This window comes from Bradyrhizobium sp. Ghvi (assembly GCF_900115265.1).
In the GTDB taxonomy this organism is placed as follows: Bacteria; Pseudomonadota; Alphaproteobacteria; order Rhizobiales; family Xanthobacteraceae; genus Bradyrhizobium.
Window position 1 is genome coordinate 22,690 of sequence record NZ_FOVU01000013.1, and the last position, 20,405, is coordinate 43,094.

Annotated in this window: 19 protein-coding genes and 1 pseudogene; 12 read left to right on the top strand and 8 right to left on the bottom strand. The window is 64.5% G+C overall.

Going from position 1 to position 20,405, the window contains the following annotated elements; translation table 11 throughout:
- The first annotated feature begins 93 nt into the window (after positions 1-93).
- The 3 genes from BM374_RS32215 to BM374_RS32225 are packed head-to-tail and all read left to right on the top strand — an operon-like array spanning position 94 to position 3,894.
- Positions 94-591 (top strand): (2Fe-2S)-binding protein, encoded by a 498-nt coding sequence (locus BM374_RS32215; protein WP_092302193.1) that lies wholly within the window; start codon positions 94-96, stop codon positions 589-591.
- Positions 588-1,640, top strand: coding sequence for an FAD binding domain-containing protein (locus tag BM374_RS32220; protein ID WP_092302195.1), 1,053 nt, complete (start codon positions 588-590; stop codon positions 1,638-1,640). The genes BM374_RS32215 and BM374_RS32220 overlap by 4 nt, the downstream gene beginning before the upstream one ends.
- Positions 1,633-3,894 (top strand): xanthine dehydrogenase family protein molybdopterin-binding subunit, encoded by a 2,262-nt coding sequence (locus BM374_RS32225; protein ID WP_092302198.1) that lies wholly within the window; start codon positions 1,633-1,635, stop codon positions 3,892-3,894. Before BM374_RS32220 ends, BM374_RS32225 begins: the two co-directional genes overlap by 8 nt.
- Here BM374_RS32225 and BM374_RS32230 read toward each other — a convergent pair.
- From BM374_RS32230 to BM374_RS32235, 3 genes are all read right to left on the bottom strand, one after another.
- Positions 3,791-5,173, bottom strand: coding sequence for a lysozyme inhibitor LprI family protein (locus tag BM374_RS32230; RefSeq protein ID WP_210188613.1), 1,383 nt, complete (start codon positions 5,171-5,173; stop codon positions 3,791-3,793). The genes BM374_RS32225 and BM374_RS32230 overlap by 104 nt on opposite strands.
- A 391-nt stretch (positions 5,174-5,564) precedes the next feature.
- On the bottom strand, positions 5,565-5,717 hold the full coding sequence (locus BM374_RS38910; protein WP_177248688.1) for a hypothetical protein: 153 nt from the start codon (positions 5,715-5,717) through the stop codon (positions 5,565-5,567).
- Positions 5,718-5,900: 183 nt separating this feature from the next.
- Positions 5,901-6,449 carry a cupin domain-containing protein gene (locus BM374_RS32235; RefSeq protein WP_028180135.1) on the bottom strand — a complete coding sequence of 183 codons (549 nt, stop codon included), beginning with the start codon at positions 6,447-6,449 and terminating at the stop codon, positions 5,901-5,903.
- Between the two features lie 148 nt (positions 6,450-6,597).
- Here BM374_RS32235 and aptA point away from each other — a divergent pair, with 148 nt between their 5' ends.
- Together aptA and BM374_RS32245 are read left to right on the top strand one after the other, a co-directional pair.
- Positions 6,598-7,926, top strand: coding sequence for an omega-aminotransferase AptA (gene aptA / locus BM374_RS32240; RefSeq protein ID WP_092302202.1), 1,329 nt, complete (start codon positions 6,598-6,600; stop codon positions 7,924-7,926).
- Between the two features lie 70 nt (positions 7,927-7,996).
- Positions 7,997-9,262 (top strand): D-amino acid dehydrogenase, encoded by a 1,266-nt coding sequence (locus BM374_RS32245; protein WP_092302204.1) that lies wholly within the window; start codon positions 7,997-7,999, stop codon positions 9,260-9,262.
- A 114-nt stretch (positions 9,263-9,376) separates the two neighbouring features.
- Here the strand turns inward: BM374_RS32245 and BM374_RS32250 are convergent, their stop codons facing one another.
- On the bottom strand, positions 9,377-10,018 hold the full coding sequence (locus BM374_RS32250) for a helix-turn-helix domain-containing protein (RefSeq protein ID WP_177248689.1): 642 nt from the start codon (positions 10,016-10,018) through the stop codon (positions 9,377-9,379).
- A 180-nt stretch (positions 10,019-10,198) separates the two neighbouring features.
- On the opposite strand from BM374_RS32250, the gene BM374_RS32255 reads away from it, so the two are divergent.
- From BM374_RS32255 to BM374_RS32270, 4 genes are read left to right on the top strand one after another with little or no spacing between them, the layout of a single operon-like run.
- Positions 10,199-10,957 (top strand): ABC transporter substrate-binding protein, encoded by a 759-nt coding sequence (locus BM374_RS32255; RefSeq protein ID WP_092302209.1) that lies wholly within the window; start codon positions 10,199-10,201, stop codon positions 10,955-10,957.
- Between the two features lie 24 nt (positions 10,958-10,981).
- Positions 10,982-11,635, top strand: a complete 654-nt coding sequence (locus BM374_RS32260; RefSeq protein WP_092302211.1) for an amino acid ABC transporter permease — start codon at positions 10,982-10,984, stop codon at positions 11,633-11,635.
- On the top strand, positions 11,632-12,363 hold the full coding sequence (locus BM374_RS32265) for an amino acid ABC transporter ATP-binding protein (RefSeq protein ID WP_092302213.1): 732 nt from the start codon (positions 11,632-11,634) through the stop codon (positions 12,361-12,363). The genes BM374_RS32260 and BM374_RS32265 overlap by 4 nt, the downstream gene beginning before the upstream one ends.
- A gap of 12 nt (positions 12,364-12,375) precedes the next feature.
- On the top strand, positions 12,376-13,659 hold the full coding sequence (locus BM374_RS32270; RefSeq protein ID WP_092302215.1) for an NAD(P)/FAD-dependent oxidoreductase: 1,284 nt from the start codon (positions 12,376-12,378) through the stop codon (positions 13,657-13,659).
- A gap of 55 nt (positions 13,660-13,714) precedes the next feature.
- Here the strand turns inward: BM374_RS32270 and BM374_RS38915 are convergent, their stop codons facing one another.
- Both BM374_RS38915 and BM374_RS32280 read right to left on the bottom strand, forming a co-directional pair.
- Entirely contained in the window at positions 13,715-13,945 is a 231-nt protein-coding gene (locus BM374_RS38915; RefSeq protein WP_177248690.1) for a hypothetical protein, read from the bottom strand.
- Positions 13,946-14,150: 205 nt separating this feature from the next.
- Entirely contained in the window at positions 14,151-15,740 is a 1,590-nt protein-coding gene (locus tag BM374_RS32280) for a gamma-glutamyltransferase family protein (RefSeq protein WP_092302217.1), read from the bottom strand.
- A gap of 78 nt (positions 15,741-15,818) precedes the next feature.
- On the opposite strand from BM374_RS32280, the gene BM374_RS32285 reads away from it, so the two are divergent.
- On the top strand, positions 15,819-16,592 hold the full coding sequence (locus BM374_RS32285) for an enoyl-CoA hydratase-related protein (protein WP_092302219.1): 774 nt from the start codon (positions 15,819-15,821) through the stop codon (positions 16,590-16,592).
- Between the two features lie 185 nt (positions 16,593-16,777).
- Here the strand turns inward: BM374_RS32285 and BM374_RS38920 are convergent, their stop codons facing one another.
- Both BM374_RS38920 and BM374_RS32290 read right to left on the bottom strand, forming a co-directional pair.
- Complete coding sequence (locus BM374_RS38920; protein WP_177248691.1) at positions 16,778-16,954, bottom strand: hypothetical protein; 177 nt, start codon at positions 16,952-16,954, stop codon at positions 16,778-16,780.
- Between the two features lie 9 nt (positions 16,955-16,963).
- On the bottom strand, positions 16,964-17,197 hold the full coding sequence (locus tag BM374_RS32290) for a DUF6894 family protein (protein WP_092302220.1): 234 nt from the start codon (positions 17,195-17,197) through the stop codon (positions 16,964-16,966).
- A gap of 264 nt (positions 17,198-17,461) precedes the next feature.
- Between BM374_RS32290 and BM374_RS32295 the strand changes: the two are divergent.
- Positions 17,462-19,479 (top strand): annotated as a pseudogene (locus BM374_RS32295) (PQQ-dependent sugar dehydrogenase).
- Positions 19,436-20,377: an SMP-30/gluconolactonase/LRE family protein gene (locus tag BM374_RS32300; protein ID WP_177248692.1), complete on the top strand. Its 942-nt coding sequence runs from the start codon at positions 19,436-19,438 to the stop codon at positions 20,375-20,377. The pseudogene BM374_RS32295 and the gene BM374_RS32300 overlap by 44 nt, the downstream one beginning before the upstream one ends.
- The last annotated feature ends 28 nt before the right edge of the window (positions 20,378-20,405 follow it).

Sequence of the window (20,405 nt, forward strand, 5' to 3'; positions counted from 1 at the left end):
GTCCGGACCACCTCCGAACGGGCAGATATCGACGGCGGCCACGGCGGTGGGCGCCGAGCGATGGGCCATGTCCATTTCTGATCGGAGCCTTGTATGAACCACTCCATCAGCCTCACCGTGAACGGTGCACGGCGCGACTTCGTCCTCGACGATCCCCGCGTCACGCTGCTCGATCTCCTGCGTGAGCGCCTCCATCTCACCGGAACCAAGAAGGGCTGCGACCGCGGCCAATGCGGCGCTTGCACCATTCATGTCGATGGCAAGCGCATCAATTCCTGTCTCGCGCTCGCCATCAGCCATGACGGCGCCGACATCCTCACCATCGAAGGCATCGCCCGCGGCGACCAGCTTCACCCGGTGCAGGCCGCCTTCATCGCCCATGACGGTTTCCAGTGCGGATTCTGCACGCCCGGCCAGATCATGAGCGCGATCGGCATGATGCAGGAAGCTCAGGCGGGCAGCGATCCCGAGCGCATCCGTGAATGCATGAGCGGCAATCTGTGCCGCTGCGGCGCCTATGCCGGCATCGTCGATGCCGTGCTCGAGGCGCAGGCGGGTGCCGATGAATCCAACCAGAGGCGCTCGGCATGAAACAGTTTGATTACGTCAGGCCCGCGACGGTCAAGGAAGCCATTGCCGCCGCCGCCCAGCCGGGCGCGGCGTATCTTGCCGCCGGCACGAATCTGCTCGACCTGATGAAGGGCAATGTCAGCCGGCCGGATCGGCTGGTCGATGTCACTCATCTCGACGGGCTCGATCGGATCGATCGGCTCGGTGATGGGTCGTTGCGCATCGGCACCCTCGTGAGCAATGCCGATCTCGCGCATGATGTCGAGTTCGCGAAGGCCTATCCGGCCGTTGCCGAAGCGCTGCTCTCCGGTGCCTCGGCGCAACTGCGCAACGCCGCGACCGTGGGCGGCAATCTGCTGCAGCGGACGCGTTGCGCTTATTTCTATGACACCGCCAGCCGTTGCAACAAGCGCGAGCCCGGCAGTGGCTGTGACGCCCGCGACGGCGAGAACCGGACCCATGCCGTGCTCGGCTGGAGCGAGAGCTGCATCGCCATGCATCCGTCCGATTTCTGCGTGCCGCTCGTCGCACTCGACGCCATCGTCGAGGTCGAGGGCAGAGGTGGTCGCCGCGAAATTCCGTTCGACGAATTGCATCGTCTGCCCGGCAATACGCCTGAGCGTGAAACCGTGCTTGAACCCGGCGATCTGATCGTCGCTGTGCGGTTGCCGGCTGCCGCACGCGGCTTTGCCGCGCATGCGCGCTACCTCAAGGTCCGCGAGCGGACGTCCTACGCGTTCGCCATCGTCTCCGCCGCGGCGGCGCTGCGGATCGAGAACGGCAAAATCGCGGACGCGCGGCTTGCGCTTGGCGGCGTTGCCGCAAAGCCCTGGCGTGCCCGGCCCGCGGAAGAGGTTCTGAAGGGCGTCTCGCCAACGGCAGATGCCTTCCAGGAAGCCGCATGGCGTGCGCTCACCGACGCAAAACCGTCCGGCAACAACGCCTACAAGATCGAGCTCGCGCGCCGCATCGTCGCGCGCGCGCTGACCCTTGCCGCCGCCGGTACGCCCGCGCGTATCCCCGCGCTACCGGCATCTCCCTTTGCTTCGTCTGGAGCCATCCATGCCTGAGCTCAATCTCACCAGCGCTCCCGCCCATCTCCGCCATGGTTCGAACATCGGCCAGCCGCTGACCCGCCGTGACGGCGTGCTCAAGGTCAAGGGGCAGGCGACCTATGCCGCCGACAATCATCCGCCCGGCATGCTGTTTGCGGTGATGGCGGTGTCCAGCATCGCGCATGGCCGCGTGACCTCGCTCGATGTCACTGCCGCCAAGCGCCATCCCGGCGTCGTCGATGTCATGACGCCGGACCACAAGCCGCAGCTCGCGATCGATCCGGAGATCAAGACCAACCCGTTCGTGTTCCGGATGGAGGTGTTGCAGAGCAACGAGGTCCGCTACGCCAATCAGCCCATTGCTGTCGTAATCGCCGAGACGCTCGAGGCTGCGACCGAAGGCACGGTGCTGCTGGCGCCGCGCTACGAGACGCTGCCCGCTCTCGTCGGCCTCGATGCCGACGATAGTTACGTGCCGCCGGTCGTTGGGGTCGGCAATCCCGCGGAACATCATCGCGGTGACGTCGAGGCGGGCCTTGCCTCGGCCGACAAGAGAATCGACGCGATCTACGAGACGCCGCCGCAATATCACAACGCGATGGAGCCGCATGCGATTGTGGCAGCCTGGAACGGCGACAGTCTTCAGATCGACATGCCGACCCAGGGTCTCATGCTGTCGCTGGCGCGCGTCGCCGAATTGTTCGGTATCCCGCACGACAAGATCCACATCCGCAGCCCTTTCCTCGGCGGCGGCTTTGGCTCCAAGGGACTCATGGCAGGTCCGCCGGTGCTCGGCATCATGGCCGCAAAGCTGGTCGGCAGGCCGGTGAAGCTGGTGCTGCGCCGGGAGCAGATGTATGGCCCGGTCGGCCATCGCGCGCCGACGCGTCAGCGCTTGCGCATCGGCACCGACGCTGAGGGGCGCCTGATCGCGCTCGATCACCACGCGCGCACCGTGTCGAGCACGTTCGACGACTTCTATGAGCCTGCCGCCGATGCCTCGCACACGCTCTATGCGGCGCCCGCGATCCGTACCTCGCACGACGCCGTGCGTGTCAACACCGGCACGCCGCTGTTCATGCGTGCGCCGGGCGAGGCGACGGGGTCGATTGCGCTGGAAAGCGCAATCGATGAGATGGCCTTTGCCTGCGGCATGGATCCGCTGGCCTTCCGCCTGAAGAACTATGCCGAGGTCGAGCCGATCACGGGCAAGCCGTTTTCCTCGAAAGCGCTGCGCGCCTGCTACGATGAGGGCGCAGCGCGGTTCGGCTGGGCGAAGCGCACGCTCCAGCCGCGGCAGATGCGCGACGATTCCGGCCTGCTGGTCGGCTGGGGGATGGGCACGGCGACGTTCCCCGCGCTGATGTTCCAGGCTGAAGCTCGCGCCGTGCTTCGGCGCGACGGCTCCGGTGCGATGGAGATTGGTGCTCACGATATGGGCCAGGGCGGCTGGACGGCGCTGGCGCAGATCGCAGCCGATGCCGTCGCGCTCGATATCGATCGCGTCACGTTCAAGGCCGGCACGTCCGACCTGCCCGATGCCGGCATTGCCGGCGGCTCGGCGCATACCGCGACCGCGGGCGCCGCGATTCACAGCGCGGGCGCGGCCGTCATCGCCAAGCTCGCGGATCTAGCCACCAATGACGAGCGCTCGCCGTTGTTCGGTGCCGGCAATGCCGGCGTGATCGCGCGCGATGGCCGGTTGGTCAGGCGCGACGACGAGAGCCGCAGCGAAAGCTATACCGATATCCTCGCGCGAGCAGGCCTCGCCGAGGTCGAGGCCCGCGGCACCGGCGCGCCAAATCCGGCGGCAATGGAGGAGTATGCCATGCACGCCCATGGCGCGGTGTTCGCGGAGGTTAAGGTCGACCCCGAGCTTGGCCAGATCCGTGTCACCCGCATGGTCGGCGCCTTCGCGGCGGGGCGCATCGTCAATCCGCATCTGGTTAAGAGCCAGCTGTTTGGCGGCATGATCTGGGGCATGTCCTTTGCGCTGCACGAGGAGGCCATCACCGACCGCCGCAGCGGCCGGATCATGAATGCCAATCTCGGCGAGTACCATATCCCAGTGAATGCCGACGTGCCGCCGCTCGACGTGATCACGGTCGAGGAGCACGATCCGCACGTGAATGCGCTCGGCATCAAGGGCGTTGGCGAGATCGGCATTACCGGGAGTGCCGGCGCGGTTGCCAATGCCGTCTGGCATGCGACCGGCGTGCGGGTGCGCCGTTTCCCGATCCGGATCGAGGAGTTGCTGACGCAGCTCTGAAACCCGCAGATTGATGCAGCCACAAAGCGCGATACGATTCATCGGAATCGCATCGCGCTTTTAGCGTATCGCGCCCGGCGGATTGTCGATGTCTTGGGACGGTTTGACCGGAAACAGCCGCGCGGTCGAGGAGATCGTGGTGTTGCGCTTGCATTTCGGCTCGTCGTCGGCGTTGTCGTTCTTGCCCTCGCGTTGTCTGGCAAAGACATCGTCGAGCCTGTTGACGACCAGCATGGCGTGGTCGCGCTCCAGCGTTCTTGCGCTGCTCGCTGGAGCGGAAGCTGCTGCCCCTGAGGTCGCCGCTGATCTCGTAGTCGCAGCCGCCCTTCCAGTCGGCCTGTGACCACTTCCAGCCCTGGGCTTCCACCGAGCCGTCCTTGTCGACGGTGACCTTGATGATGGCGTTGTAGGCGAGCCAGGTGCCGGCAAGACCGATGCGCTTGTCGTCGAATCCTTCGAGCAGCGCGATGCGTTCGCGTTGCAGGCTGTTGAGACGTTCGCGCCCGAATACGGTGTAGTGCATCGCCGAGGTGTGCTTCTCCCACGCCGGATGCAGGAATTCCGGGTATTGCAAGGTCTGGGCGCTCACCCAGTGGCGCTGGTCCTCGGTGAGCGCGCCGCGAGTTGTCTCGTCGAGACGCGGCAGCAGCGCTCTCCATGCCCGGTTCAGCCGCTGGTCGTTCGCGGCCAGATCCGGGTCGGCGCAGATTTCCTCGTCGGTCGCCGTGTCCGGCCGCGTGCAGTCGAACGTCGGAGTCACGAAGCTGGTGTCGGTCTTGTCGGTCCCATCCTGCTTTCCGCTCGCAAAATAGCTGCCGGTCACCTGGCCGAGCCGATCGCAGTCCGGATCGTTGGAGGAGAACCATTGCTCTTCGTTTGCCAGGAGCACGATGCGGAGCGTATCGCCCTGCCGTCGCAATTTGATCGCGACCGGCTCTGCGGGCTTCGCACCTGACTCGGACGGTTGCGCCGGCATCGTGACGCCGACGTGCCAGCCGTCGGCGGCCGGCTTGACCATCGCGGTGAGCTTGCAGCGCCAATGCTTGTCGCTGCCATAGTTGGAGTTCAACTCCGCCTCGAGGCGATGGGCGCCCGCCTCGGTTGCCGTGAGCGTGACGCCGCCGAGCGCGTTGGCCCATTCGCCGCTCAGGCCACCACGTCCGAAGCCGCGGGCGATGTCGTCGAGCGTGGCTGCCCGCCGGCGGAGCGCGTCGACCAGACTGTCGCGGAGTTCTGCTTCCTCGGCTTGCTCGACGGTGTCGGCGGCCTCACCGATCATCTCGTTGAACCAGGCCTGATCGCGCTTGAACAACGGTCGGATGTTGACCGGAGCCTTGGTGAGAGCGGCCGCAAACGATCTATCGACCGCGGCGACGAGTTTGTCGTAGCCGGCTTCCCGGCAGAACTGGCTCGGGCCCTCGGTCTTGCTGCCGTCGGAGCTCGCCACGCAGAACATTATCGTCATCGGTCCGCTGCTGCTGGCGCGCAGGAAATCGTCCATGGCCTGGGCAGAAGCGGGAGCGAACAGCGCGGCTACAAGCAGCGCGAGGCGGAACGACGTGGGCATGAGCGGCTCTTGGATCGAAGCAGATGGTGCCTGCTGCTTGGTCGCCGGTTACCTCGTCCCGGTTCAGGCGAACGCGCAACGTCCCGCGCGCTTTGGACATGCGTCAGTTCATCATCCGGCGCAGCGTCTTGATCTGCTCTTTCTGCTCCTCGAGATATTTCTCGATCGCCTTGCGCAGCTCTTGCGTGTGGAGCTTGTCGGCATCACGCTGGAGCTGGTCGAGCGTTGCTACTGCCTTGGGGAGCATGATCTTCATCTGCGAACCTCCGACGAAGCGGCCCCGGAGTGCCTAGGAGTCCGGGGCCATAACCTCAACACCTTTGCGCGAGGCTGCTCGGCTACATCTGTAATATAAAGCGGTCGGGCCAGCAGAAATTGAGCTGGCTCAAGCACCGTAGATGCCGGTGCTCCGTATGATTGCGGAGGGGTACGGTCGCCTTCAGAATGTCGGCGGGGTGCAGGCCGAGATCACTTCGCACGGCTTGCCGCCGACGCAGCGGAAGCGATGTGGTCGCCGGCTTTCGAAGTAATAGGCATCGCCGGGATTGAGGATGCGCCGCTCGTCTTCGACGGTGACCTCGAGCTTGCCCGAGATCACGATGCCGCCTTCCTCGCCTTCATGAACGAGATGCACGCGTCCGGTGTCGCTGCCGGGTTCGTAGCGTTCTTTCAGAATTTGCAGACTGCGGCCGAACAGATTGTCGCCGACCTGCCGATAGGAGATCGGCTTCTTGCCGACCTCGGTCAGCTCTTCGGCGCGGTAGAAGATCTTGCGGCGAGACTCTGGCTCCAGCGCGAAGAACTCGGCGAGCCCCATCGGAATGCCGTCGAGGATGCGCTTGAGCGCTCCGACCGACGGATTCATCTGGTTGGATTCGATGAGAGAGATGGTTGAATTGGTGACGCCGGCCCGCTTGGCGAGCTCCCGCTGCGACAGCTTGTGGCGAGCCCGGATGAATCGCAGCCGTCCACCAATGTCGACGCTCATGCCTCTGGCCCTGTTTCAAGTGTTGCGGATCGTGCAAATATGGACCGGCCGCCATAGCAAAATCAATGGCTTGCTGGTCAGCAGAAAAGGACTTGTTGCGCTTGTGAAGCCGTGGCTCTGCTAATCCGTCAGCAAAGGAGCGTGGCCCGTGACCCTTCATCAGATTCCGAACACTATCAAGACCGACTCGTTCTGGATGCCGTTCACGGCCAACCGGCAGTTCAAGAAGGCGCCGCGCCTGTTTTCCTCGGCCGAGGGCATGCACTACACCACGGTGGACGGCCGCAAGGTGATCGACGGCTCCGCCGGCCTCTGGTGCGTCAATGCCGGCCATGGCCGCAAGCAGATTGCCGCCGCCGTCGAGCGGCAGTTGATGACGCTGGACTTCGCGCCGTCGTTCCAGATGGGCCATCCGCTGGCGTTCGATTTCGCCGAGCGCCTCGCCGAGATCGCGCCGAAGGGACTCGATCGCGTCTTCTTCACCAACTCCGGCTCTGAATCGGTCGACACCGCGCTGAAGATCGCGCTGGCCTATCACCGCGCCACCGGCCAGGCCAGCCGCACCCGCCTGATCGGCCGTGAACGCGGCTATCATGGCGTCGGTTTCGGCGGCACCTCCGTCGGCGGCATGGTCGCCAACCGTCGCGCCTTCACCACGCTGCTGCCAGGCGTCGACCATATCCGCCACACCCATGATCTCTCCCGCAACGCCTTCGCCAAGGATCAGCCCGAGCACGGCGCCGAGCTTGCTGACGATCTCGAGCGTCTGGTCGGTTTGCATGGCGCCGAGACGATCGCCGCTGTGATCGTCGAGCCGGTGCCGGGCTCGACCGCAGTGCTGCCGCCGCCGAAGGGCTATCTGCAGCGCCTGCGCGAGATCTGCGACAAGCACGGCATCCTCCTGATTTTCGACGAGGTCATCACCGGCTTCGGCCGCCTCGGCACGCCGTTCGCCGCCAATTTCTTCGGCGTCACGCCGGACCTGATGACGACGGCGAAGGGCATTACCAACGGCACCATTCCGTGCGGTGCAGTGTTCGCCAGCCGCAAGGTTCACGACGGCATGATGGTCGGTCCCGAGAACATGATGGAGCTGTTCCACGGCTACACCTATTCGGCGCATCCGACCGCCTGCGCGGCCGGCATCGCGACGCTCGACATCTACAAGGACGAAGGCCTGCTGACGCGCGGTGCCACGATGGCCGAATACTGGCGCGATGCGCTGCATTCGCTCAAGGGCCTGCCCAACGTCGTCGATATCAGGAATTGCGGCCTGATGGGCGCGGTTGAGCTCGCGCCGCGCGACGGCGTCGTCGGTGCGCGCGGCTATGACGTCATGGTCGACTGCTTCAACACCGGCCTTTATCTGCGCATGAGCGGCGACAGCTTCGCGATGTCCCCTCCGCTCATCGTCGAGAAGAGCCACATCGACCAGATGGTTTCGATCCTCGGAGACGCCATCAAGAAGGTGGCCTGATAATTGCTCTCGCCGCTGGTGAGTTTTATCTTGCAGCGGCGAGAGTGATGCCGCGGGAGTTTGACCAAGCGTGAAAGTTCTGATCCTCGGCAGCGGTGTCATCGGTGTCACTTCTGCCTACTACCTCGCCCGTGCCGGCCACGACGTGACGGTCGTCGACCGTCAGCCTGAGCCGGCGCTGGAGACTTCTTTTGCCAATGCCGGCGAAGTTTCGCCCGGCTATTCGTCGCCGTGGGCAGGTCCTGGCGTGCCGGTGAAGGCGGTCAAGTGGCTCCTGATGAAGCATGGCCCGCTGGTGATCCGGCCGAAGCTGGATCCCGTGATGTGGGTCTGGCTCCTCAAGATGCTGCGCAATTGCACCAGCGCGCGCTATGCGGTCAACAAGAGCCGCATGATTCCGATCGCGGAGTACAGCCGCGACTCCTTGCGCGATCTACGCCGCGACATCGGCATTCAATATGACGAGCGCTCGCAAGGAACGCTGCAGCTGTTCCGCTATCAGGCTCAGCTCGACGGCACCGGCGAAGACGTCGCGGTGCTCAAGCAATATGGCGTGCCTTACGAGACGCTAAGCCGCGAAGGCTGCATCGCGGTCGAACCGGCGCTCGCGGGCGTGAAAGAAAAATTCGTCGGCGGCCTTCGCCTGCCGCAGGACGAGACCGGCGACTGCCACATGTTCACGCAGGCGCTGGCCAAGCATGCCCAGGCGCTCGGCGTGCGCTTCCTGTTCAACACCGGCATCGATCGCATCGTTACGGAAGGCGGACGCGTCAGCGGCGTCGCGACCAGTGCCGGCCTGCTGCAGGCCGACAATTATGTCCTCGCACTCGGCAGCTGGTCGTCGCGTCTCGTCGCGCCGCTCGGCATTTCGCTGCCGGTCTATCCGGTGAAGGGCTATTCGATCACGGTGCCGATCAAGGACGCCTCCGGCGCACCGGAATCGACCGTGATGGACGAGAGCTACAAGGTCGCGATCACCCGCCTCGGCAATCGCATCCGCGTCGGCGGCACCGCCGAGATCTCCGGCTATTCGGACAAGCTTTATGATGCGCGCCGTGCCACGCTCGACCATTCGCTGACCGACCTGTTCCCGCGCGGCGGCGATCTCGCCAAGGCAAAGTTTTGGAGCGGCCTGCGCCCGATGACGCCGGACGGCCCGCCCGTGATCGGCCCGACGCAATATTCCAACCTCCACCTCAACACCGGCCACGGTACGCTCGGCTGGACCATGTCCTGCGGTTCGGCGCGCGTGCTCGCGGACATGCTGTCGGGCAAGAAGCCGGACGTGGATGTGAGTGCGCTGTCGGTGCAGCGGTATCAGCATCGGTTTGGGTGATTGTGGGGTCATTCCGGGGCGCCTCGAGGAGGCGAACTATGGTGCGCAATTGCGCACCTGAGAATCTCGAGATTCCGGGTCCGATGCTTCGCATCGTCCCGGAATGACGGTGACTTAACCGGCCCCCGTCACGCAATTCACCCACAGCACGACGGCCTTCGCATCTTGCGCCGGATTTGAAAAGCGGTGCGGTCTGCGGCTCGCAAACCGAAAACTGTCGCCGGTCTTCAGCGACCAGGTCTCGCTGTCCACGGTCAGCATCATCTCGCCCTCGAGCACGAGGCCGGCTTCTTCACCGTCATGGGTGTAGAGCTCATCGCCGGTTGAGCCGCCCGGCTCGAGATGCACCAGGAACAAGTTCAGCTTGTTGTCAGCGTTGGCCGGGCTCAGCAATTGCTTGGAGACGCCGGTGCGCCAGAGCTTCAGCTCCGGCCGCTGCAGTCCGCGCGTCACCACCTGATCGGATGCACCGTCAGCACTTGGGCTCGCACCGAACAGCGCGGCAATCCCGACGCCGAGCACGTCGGCGAGCGTAGCCAGCACGCGCAGCGACGGCGACGACAGGCCGCGCTCGATCTGGCTGAGAAAGCCGATCGATAGGTCCGTGCGCGCCGCGACCGTTTCGAGCGAAAACTGCCTGACCCGCCGGAGATCCCTGATGCGACGGCCGACCGCAACGTCCATCGCCGGCTCGGCCGGCCTAGTGGCCTTGCTTCTCACCTTCTTCGCCGCCCTTGCCGCGGCCGGTTTGCGCATCCTCTTGCTACCGCTCACGTCAAACCTGCTTCCTTCATGTGCATGAAAACCGCTTGCGTGATCCGAAAAAGTGTGACCAAATTTTCATATTGGTGAAAATAGGCCGAAACGGCTCGGCCCGCAACGTCTGCGATCACGACGTGCGAGAGCCGCCATCGGCCGGACCCAAAGGGGGATGCGATGAAGCGTTTTGGTCTGGCCGCGATCGCGGCGCTTGCAATGGCTGCAGTGACGCCGGCTCAAGCACAGCAGGTGCTGAAGGTCGGATCGACACCGACGGGCATTCCCTTCACCTTCCTCGACACCAAGACTAACTCCATCCAGGGCATCATGGTCGATCTCGTCACCGAGATCGGCAAGGACGCTGGGTTCAACGTGCAGATCGAGCCGATGCAGTTCTCAGCTCTGATCCCATCATTGACATCGAGCAAAATCGACATCATCGCGGCCGCAATGTTCATCACGGCGCCCCGCAAGGAAGTCATCGACTTCTCCGACCCGATCTACTCCTATGGCGAAGGCCTGGTCGTGCCGAAGAGCGATACCAAGGCCTATGCCACGCAGGATGACCTGAAGGGCGAGACGGTCGGCGCCCAGGTCGGAACCGCCTTCGTCGATGCGCTGAAAAAGACCGGCCTGTTCGCCGAGGTGAAAGCCTACGACACCATTCCGGACATCCTGCGCGACGTGAACACCGGCCGCCTCAAAGCCGGTTACGCCGACTATCCGATCCTTGCCTACAATCTGAAGCAGGGCGGCTTCCCCGAGGTGCGTCTCGTCGACGGCTACAAGCCGGTCACAGTCGGCTCGGTCGGGATCGGCGTGCGCAAGGGCGAGACCGCGCTGCTCGGCAAGATCAACGCCTCGCTGTCCAAGCTGAAGGCCAACGGCACCATCGACAAGATCCTCGGTAAATGGGGCCTGAAGGCCCAGGGCTGATCGCGGCGCATCGAAGGCTCTCAGATGAAAGGCTTCTGGCGCGACGCCGCCGAGTTCTTCCCGATCCTGATGAACGGCGTCGCGTTGACGATCGTCGTCACCATCGGCTCGCTGCTGCTCTCGACCGTGCTCGGCCTGATCTGGGCGATGATGCGGGTGTCCGGCATAAGAGCGCTGTCGATGCTCAGCGCCGGGCTGATCAACGTGATCCGCGGCATTCCGATCATCGTGCTGCTGTTCTACCTCTACTTCGTGATGCCCGATCTCGGTGTTACGCTGACGGCTTTGCAGGCCGCCATTCTCGGCCTCGGCATCGCCTATTCCGCCTATCAGGCGGAAAACTTTCGTGCCGGCATCGAGGCGATCGACAGGGGCCAGATCGAGGCGGCGCAGTCGATCGGCATGGGCTGGTGGCTCACCATGCGCCGCGTGGTGCTGCCGCAGGCCGTGCGCATCGTACTGCCGCCCTACGGCAACGTCATGATCATGATGCTGAAGGATTCTTCGCAAGCCTCGACCATCACGGTCGCCGAACTTGCGCTGCAAGGCAAGCTGATCGCATCCTCGACCTTCAAGAACACCAGCGTGTTCACGCTGGTAGCGCTGATGTATCTCACCATGAGTATCCCGCTGATCCTGCTGGTCCGTCACTTCGAGAAGCGAGCCGGCAAGAAATGATCGAGCTCACCGACGTCCACAAGAGCTTCGGCAAGGTCGAGGTGCTCAAGGGCATCACGGCGAACGTCGAGAAGGGGGAGGTGGTCTGCATCATCGGACCATCGGGCTCAGGCAAGTCGACCATCCTCCGCTGCATCAATGGTCTCGAAAGCTACGATCGGGGCGAGATCAGCGTCGAGGGCCTGAAGGTCGATCGTGACGCGCCCTCGATCGTGAAGATCCGCACCCAGGTCTCGATGGTGTTCCAGCGCTTCAATCTGTTCCCGCATCGATCGGTGCTGGAGAATGTCGTCGAAGGACCGCTCTTCGTGAAGAAGGAGCCGCGTGCGCAGGTGCTCGAGCGAGGCCGGGCGCTTCTCGCCCAGGTCGGGCTCGCCGAGAAGGCCGACGCGCACCCGCCGCAGCTCTCCGGTGGTCAGCAGCAGCGCGTCGCGATCGCACGTGCCCTCGCCATGCAGCCCAAGGCGATCCTGTTCGACGAGCCGACCTCGGCGCTCGACCCCGAATTGGTCGGAGACGTGCTCGGCGTGATGCGCAAGCTCGCCGACGACGGCATGACCATGGTCGTCGTCACTCACGAGATGGGCTTTGCCCGCGATGTCGCAGACCGCGTCCTGTTCATCGATGGCGGCGTCATCGTCGAGCAAGGACCCGCGAAAGCGCTGCTCAACCAACCCCGGCATCCGCGCACGCAGGACTTTTTGCGCCGCGTGCTACATCCGCTCTGACCGGTTCTCGCCATGACGCGCCTGCCGCTGCCGCCCTCGCTCTATGCCGACACCGCCGTCACGCCGGTGGACACGCCGCCGCTCGATGCGGACAAGCGTGTTTCCGTCGCGATCGTCGGCGGCGGTTACACCGGCCTCTCCACGGCGCTGCATCTGGCGGAGCAGGGTGTCGAGGCGCTGGTGCTGGAGGCGCAGGAGCCCGGCTGGGGCGCCTCTGGCAACAATGGCGGTCACACCAATCCCGGCCTGAAGCACGATCCCGATCAGATCGAGGCTGATTTCGGCGCTGAACTCGGCCGCCGCATGATCGCGTTCTCCTACGGCACCACGAACTTCACCCACGACCTGATCCGCCGCTACCAGATCCCGTGCGAGGCGCGGCAGAACGGCACGCTGCGCGCGGCTTACAACGAGGCCAGCGCCGCCGCGATCGAGAAGACTGCGCAGCAATGCATCCGTCGCGGCATGCCGGTGTCCTACCTGAACCGCGAGCAATTGCGCGAGATGACGGGCACCGATCGCTACATCGGTGCGATGCTGGATACGCGCGGTGGCGATTTGCATCCGCTCAGCTACGCGCGCGGTCTTGCGCGCGCGGCTATCTCGGCGGGTGCGAAGGTGCATGGCGAGACGCCTGCGCTGTCGCTGCGCCGTGAGGGCTCGCGTTGGCGCATCGAGACGCCGCGCGCGGTCGTGCTTGCCGACAAGGTCCTGCTCGCCACCAACGGCTTTACCGACAATCTCTGGCCGGCGCTCCGCCGCACCATCGTGCCGGTGTTTTCGTCGATTGCTGCCACCGCGCCGCTGTCGGACGACGTCGCGCAGTCGATCATGCCGACGCGGCCCGTGCTTTATGAGAGCGGCCACATCACCGTCTATTACCGCGTCGATCAGCAAAACCGTCTTCTCATGGGCGGCCGGGGCCCGATGCGCTGGATCCGCTCGCCCAACGATGTTGCCTATCTCATGCGTTATGCCGAGCGCCTATGGCCGCAGCTCAAAGGCGTGGCTTGGACGCATGGCTGGAACAGCCGCCTCGCCATCACCGGGGATCACTATCCCCATGTGCACGAGCCCACGGAGAGCATCCTGATCTCGCTCGGCTACAACGGTCGAGGGGTCGCGCTTGCAACGGCGATGGGCGCGCAACTCGCGCGGCGGCTGATCGGCGGCGCCAAGGCCGAGATCGACATGCCCATCACCGGCATCAAGCCGATCCCGATGCACGCGTTCTGGCCGGTGGGCGTGACCACGGCCGTGTTCGCAGGGCGCGTGCGCGACCGGCTCGGCATTTGAAGAAGGCGCCGCTCCACCTGAGGAGCGACGCCTTGCATGATTGGCAGATTGAATATCAGCAGCGGCCCTGCTTCCACAGGCCAGGCGGACACCCGTAACCGCGCCAGCCGACCTTTCGGCCGTGATACCAGCCGGGCGGCGTGCCGTGGTAATGATGGCCCATCGCATGGCCATGACCGTGCCCGCCTCCATGTCCACCACCATGTCCGCCCTTGGCGAGCGCAGGGCCGGTCAGCGTGAGGCCGGCTGCAACGATCAGCGAAGCGGCGAGGGCGAGTTTTTTCATCATGTCCTCCAGGTGAGCCCCGATTCAGGGCAAGCGCATTTGTCCACGCAATGAACGAGACGTGAGCAGGTAAGTTCCCTGCAAATGGGGGGAAGTCGTGGCTTTCGTGAAGGTGCGCAACTGCGCGCTCGCTCAACGCGGGTTGGTGCCGTGTCGCATCGATCCGTGGATCGTTGTCGCCGGCGCATGCTTGTCGCGTGGATGCTCAGCCTTCCGCCACTGCGTCGGCCCAGGGCTGAAAGATTTCGACTGCGCCCGAATTGAGGTCGCCGTCGCGCATCACCACGCTCGGGCAGGCGAATTTTTGCGGCAAAGCCTGCACGCGACTCTCCTGATAGTCGAAGCGCCCGGCCAGGGCTTTGCGTGTCTCCTCCGGCAGCCTGACGTCGCCGATCACGACCGCGCCCTCGCTGGCGTCAATGCGCGGCTGGTGGATGGCTGCGTCCAGATCCATGCCGAAATCCATCGCAAAGGAGACGAGCTGCATCACCGCCGGCAGGATGCGTCGTCCGCCGGAGGCGCCGACCGCAAGGCGCTTGCCGCCCCCGGTCTCGGCGATGACGGGCGTATAGTTGCAGAGGCAGCGCTTGCCCGGCGCGAGCGAGTTGGTGGTGCCCGGCGTCGGATCGAACCACATGATGCCGTTGTTCATGGCGATGCCGCTGTGCGGCGTCACATATTTAGAGCCGAACGAGGAAAGCAGCGTCTGCGTCACTGCGGCGATGTTGCCGTGGCGGTCGACCACCGAGAAATGCGTGGTGCAGCCCGGCGCGAGATATTCGGCGCCGAGCGAGCGCTTGCCGTCGGCATCGCCCATGTCCTTGAGCCGCTCGCGGAAAGCCGCCTGCAAGGCGAGCGCATATTCTACGTAGGTGGCTGTGTCCGGCGCGCTTGCCGGCTCCAGGCTCTGCTGCAACAGCCGCAGCGCATGCGCCATGGTCGGGCCGGCCGTGAGCTCCGGGGTCGCATACACCTTGCCGTCGCGATAGGGGATCGCCAGCGGCTCACGGAGGTGAGCGCGGAATGCGGCGAGGTCCTCGACCGACAGCGGGCCGCCGTCAGCTCTGATGTCCGTTGAAATGCTCTTGGCGAGATCGCCCTGGTAGAAGTCGCGCGGACCGGCCTCGGCAAGATGCAACAGCGTCGCCTTGAGCGCGTCCTGCGGCAGCCGGATCTCGGACTTGATGCCCCATGGCGGGCTCGGCGGCAGGCCGTCCTTCAAGAAGGTGGCTGCGCTTGCCGGATAACGCCGCAGATCGGCCGCTGAGGCCGTGATCGTCAGTGCGGTCCACCAATCGACCAGCAGGCCTTCGCCGGCGAGCGCGGCAGCCGGTGCGACCAGATCCTTCCACGGCATCTTGGCGTAGCGGCGATGCGCCTCTTCCATCCCGGCGACGACGCCGGGTACCGCAATCGCGCCGGGGCCGTGGATGTTGCGGTCATCCTTCACCCGCGACCAGGGGAAGAGATCGGAGGCCGCGCCTTCGCCACTGAGCGGATAATCGGCGGCGCGCAGGCTCTGCGGCGCGGACATGCCGTAGTCGATCACCTCATACCGATTGTCCTTGGCGCGGTAGAGCACCATCACACCGCCGCCGCCGATGCCGCTGTTCCAGGGCTCCAGCACGTTCAGCGCAAAGGTGGTCGCCACGACCGCGTCGACGCAGTCGCCGCCTGCTGCCAGCACCTGCGCTCCCACCTCGGCCGCCCGCCGTGATTGCGAAGCGACAATGCCGCCCTTGGAAGTGACGGCGGGTTTGCGGACGGTTTGGCTGAGGCTGAACTGGTGAGGCATGATATCGCTTGTGCTGATTTTGTCGCTCGTAAGAATGGCACATTGGCGCCAACGAGAACATCGAAAGGGAGACGCGACATGGCTGGTGTGAAGCAGGCGCGGGATGTTGCGGTCGGGATTTTGACGCTCGACGAGCCGTCAAGCCTCAATGCGATGACGCCGGACCTGCTCGGTGCGCTCGCAACTGCGGTCACCGATATGACTGCCGATGAGCAGGTCCGCGCCCTCATCCTCACCGGCACGGGGCGCGGATTTTGCTCAGGACAGAATTTGAAGGCAGCAGGGGCGCTCGGTGAGGACCTCGCCGCCGGCGTGATGCGCTTCTACTGGCCGGCCTTCAGGGCGCTCCGCCAATGCCGGGTGCCCGTCGTCGTTGCGGTCAACGGTGTCGCGGCCGGCGGCGGTTTTAGCCTCGCGATGGCTGGCGACATGATTGTTGCAGCGCGTTCGGCGAGTTTTATTCAAGTCTTCAGTCGCATTGCGCTCGTGCCTGACCTCGGCTCGACCTGGCTATTGCCGCGGCTGATCGGCCGGCAGCGCGCGCTCGAGCTGATGCTGCTGAACGAACCGCTGACGGCGGAGCGCGCCCATGAGATCGGCTTGGTGCGGCAGGTCGTCGAGGATGCGAAACTGATGGACGAGGCGCTGACTCTGGCGCGCCGTCTGGCCGAGGGGCCGACGCGCGCCCTGGTCGCCACCCGCACGCTTGTCGAGGAGAGCGAGCACGCCAGCTATGAGGCGCAGTTCCGTCGCGAGATCGAGCTTCAGGCCATTATTCGCCAAAGCGCCGACGCGATCGAGGGCCGCAAAGCCTTCGTCGAAAAGCGCAAGGCGAAGTTTACGGGCAGGTGAAGCCGGCGCGATCTCTTGCCGTCATGGCCGGGCTTGTCCCGCCTGCGCGGCCGAAGCCGCTTCGGCGAGCCGAAGGCCCGCCCATCCACGACCTTTGTCCTGTACCAAAAACGTGGATGCCCGGGACAAGCCCGGGCATGACGAGTGGAGTGACCAGTTTTCGAAAAGCGGCGAACTCGCCGAACTCAGAGCCCGCGGTTCAGCCGGCTGGCCTGATACTTGGCGCGCCATTTCGGGCCAGGCCCGCGCATATAGTGCAGCTCGGGGCGGTAGGGGGCGCCGGCGACCCGGATCAGCGTCTGCCATTTGCCGGCGACGAAGGTGAGGGGCTGGCGGAGCAGGGTCAGAGAAGCGAACAGCATGGCATCACCTCAATGCGGCTTGCCGAGCATGGCGGTGAAGGGGAGGTCCAGAATCTCCTCGCCGTCGTCGTCGCTGATATGGATCACCCAATCGCGCCAGTCTTCAGCGCCGGGCGTCAGGATCATCGAGCGCATGATCTGGGCGGCGCGATCGCGCGCCTCGGTGAGACTGGCGACTGCGGTGCCGTAGCGATCGATCAACGTGCCTTCAGCATTCGAGCAGTGGAAATACATCTGAACCATAGACGCCTCCTCTGGAAAGCGAACTGGATGGCATATCGGTACCACCCGAACGAAGCGAAAAACATTCGGGCCAAGCCCGGTAAGGGAATCTACGGAAGTTGGTCGGCACCACGCGCCTGGCGGGTTTGATCACAGGCCGGTGATGTTCAACTGGACGGGGCCCGCACGGCATGGAACAACCTTCGCCCGAAAATCGGGGAGGCCGCCGTGATTCAGCTCACACTGCAGGATGGACGCCGAAGCTTGCGCGTGCGTGTTGCCGCCCTGGCCGCGATCATTCTCGGCTTCGCTTCGCCCGCCGCGTCCGAACCCGTGAGAAAAAGCGGCTATACGCTGGGAACGGAGACTTGCGGTAGCGGCGATCTCGCCTTTCCCAGGCTCCAGATCGACATGAAGGCAGGCTTTTGCGCTGGCCTTGTCGCCAGCGAAGAGGACCATCTGAAATTTCCGCGATCGATCATCCGGGTGCCCGGCCGTGACCTGTTCGTGGTTGCCGACATGGGCGGCTGGGGCCACGCCGACGGTCGGCTGCTGCTGCTCGATCCCCGCGCGCCGAGTGGCCAGCGGTTCAGGGAGCTCCTGACCGGGGTCGAATATCCGTTCGGGCTCGTGATCGGGCCGGACAAAAAAATCTATGCCTCGACCGCTGAAACGATCTTCCGCTTCGATCCGCTTGCGGACAATCCGCGCAGCACGGTCGAGACCATCATCCGTCACATGCCTGGCCGCCGCATCACGCTGCCGGACGGAACGAAGCTCGATGAGGCGGCGCATCCGCTGAAGCAGTTCGTTTTCGATCGCAACGGGCGGCTGTTCGTCAATATCGGCGCCCACAACGACGATTGCATCACGCCGGCACCGATCACGAACCCTTGCGCGGCTGCCGAAGGCGCGTCCGCGATGGCCGCGATCTGGCTGTTCGCGCCGCCGTCAGGCGGCATATTCCCGGCGCTGAAACCGAACGATCCCGATCCGCCGCACACGATCTACGCGCGGGGCTTGCGCAACTCGCTGGCGCTGGCGCTGCACCCGAATTTTCCCGACGCCGGCTACGCTTTCCTGCAAGGCGAGAACGGCCGTGACCTGCCAGATATCTTCAAGCCGAACGAGGAGATCAATGCGATCGAACAGGGCAGGCACTATGGCTGGCCCTATTGTTATGACCTGTCGACGCCGAGTCCGGAGTTCAGGCTCGTGCTGCAATCCGGCGTCTACAAGTCGCTGTGCTCGGCCAATGCGCTCTACAAGCCGCCGCTCTCGCTGCTGCCGCCGCATGGCGCGCCGCTTGCGATGCTGTATTATCACGGCGCAAAATTTCCGGAGCTCGAAGGCAAGCTCCTGATTGGGCTGCACGGCTATCGCCCGACCGGCAGTCGCGTGCTGATCTACGATGTTGACGAGCACGGCTTCCCGAAGCCAGCTCCGGCACCCGTGCGCTACCACGTCAGCTGTGCCGCCGATCCGACCCACAATTTTCAAACCGACGCCGGCGATGTTGCCGCCGCGCCGTTCGACGAACTGGTCGTCGGCTGGCATCGCGTCAACGGTGCGCGGCCGCAAGGCGCGCCGGCCGGTATCACGGTTGCGGACGATGGTGCGATCTGGCTGGTCGAGGACAAGAACCAGACGATCATCCGCATCGACCGCACTGCCGGCGATCCACGCCCCCGCTGCCCTGCGACACGCGCACTCAGGTGCTGATCGACCAGCTTGCCGCCTTCGTCGCCAAGGATGCGCAGAACAAGACGCGGCTCTCCACGCTGCGCAAGAACCTTGTCGAAAAGCACTGTGTCGGCTGCCATTCCGATTTCGGCCTGAAGGCGGGACAGTCTGATGCAGACAAGGACGTAGCCGTGCTCCGCTTCATGCTGTCGCAGGATGGCTGGATCTATCCCGGCGACCCGGCATCTAGCAGGCTGCGCACGCGGCTGCGCGGCATCGGTGCGGAGAAGCTGATGCCGCCGGGCGGGGAGGGTCTGCCGAAGACCGAGCCCGGTTACCAGGCTCTGCTCAACACCGCTGATCTCTTCGTTGCCAAGATGGTTCCGGGAACACCGATGCGGATCAGGCTCGGCCTGCCGCAGCGCAAGTTCTTCAGCAAGACGAACAAGGAATGCGGCGAAATGCCGGCCGCCAAGGTCGTTGTCGTGACACAAAGGAACGCTGTAGACAAACTGGGCTTCAGCCGATTCTACCGGCCGGCCGATCCTTACTTGAATGGCGAGTGCAGCGACGACGATGGCTATTACGTCCGGCAGGAATTTTTGGTGCCTGTGCAGTAGCCTTCTGCTTCTTGTCGCAACACCGCTCGTCGCCGCTGAGACCAAGCTGTTCGAAAGCGTGCAGGTGACGCCGTCAGACGAATACACACACGGCATTGAGGGGCCCGCCGCCGATCTCGATGGCAACCTCTTTGTCGTGAACTTCGGCAAATCAGGCACGATCGGTCGATTGCCCGCAGGGGCTGCGGCGTCGGAAGCCTTCACGACGCTCCCCGAGGGAAGCGTCGGCAATGCCATCCGCTTCGATTCCCACGGCACGATGTTCGTCGCCGACTACAAGAAGCACAACATCTTTGCGATCCCGAAGAGCACGACCGAGCCGGTCGTCTGGTTTCACTCCGACGAGATGAACCAGCCCAACGACATCACGATCGCCCGCGACGGCACGATCTATGCGAGCGACCCGAACTGGAAGGGTCGGGAAGGCCACATCTGGCGCATCGCCAAAGCCGCGGATGGTGTGGTGCAGGGACAGATCATGTCGGCGCCGCGCGCGATGGGCACCACCAACGGCCTCGATCTCAGCCCCGACGGCAAGACGCTCTATGTCGGTGAATCCAGCAATGGCCAGGTCTGGTCCTACACCATCAATGGCAACGCGCTCACCGACGCAAAGCTCGTCAAGGCATTCCAGCCCGACACCATCGACGGCCTGCGTACCGACGTCGCCGGCCGCCTTTACATTGCGCGCATCCTAAAGGGTACGATATCGCTGATGAAACCCAACGGCGCGGTCGAGCGCGAGATCGCGCTGAAGGCCAAGGAGCCGACCAATCTCGCCTTCGGCGGCAGCGACGGCAAGACCGTCTTCGTCACCCAGCGCCAGGGCGGCTTCATCGAGTCCTTCCGCACCGATAGGCAGGGCCGCGAGAACTGTCTCCAGCGTGGGCGCTGCTGAACTTTCTCGGCCGATCTGCTTCCGACGC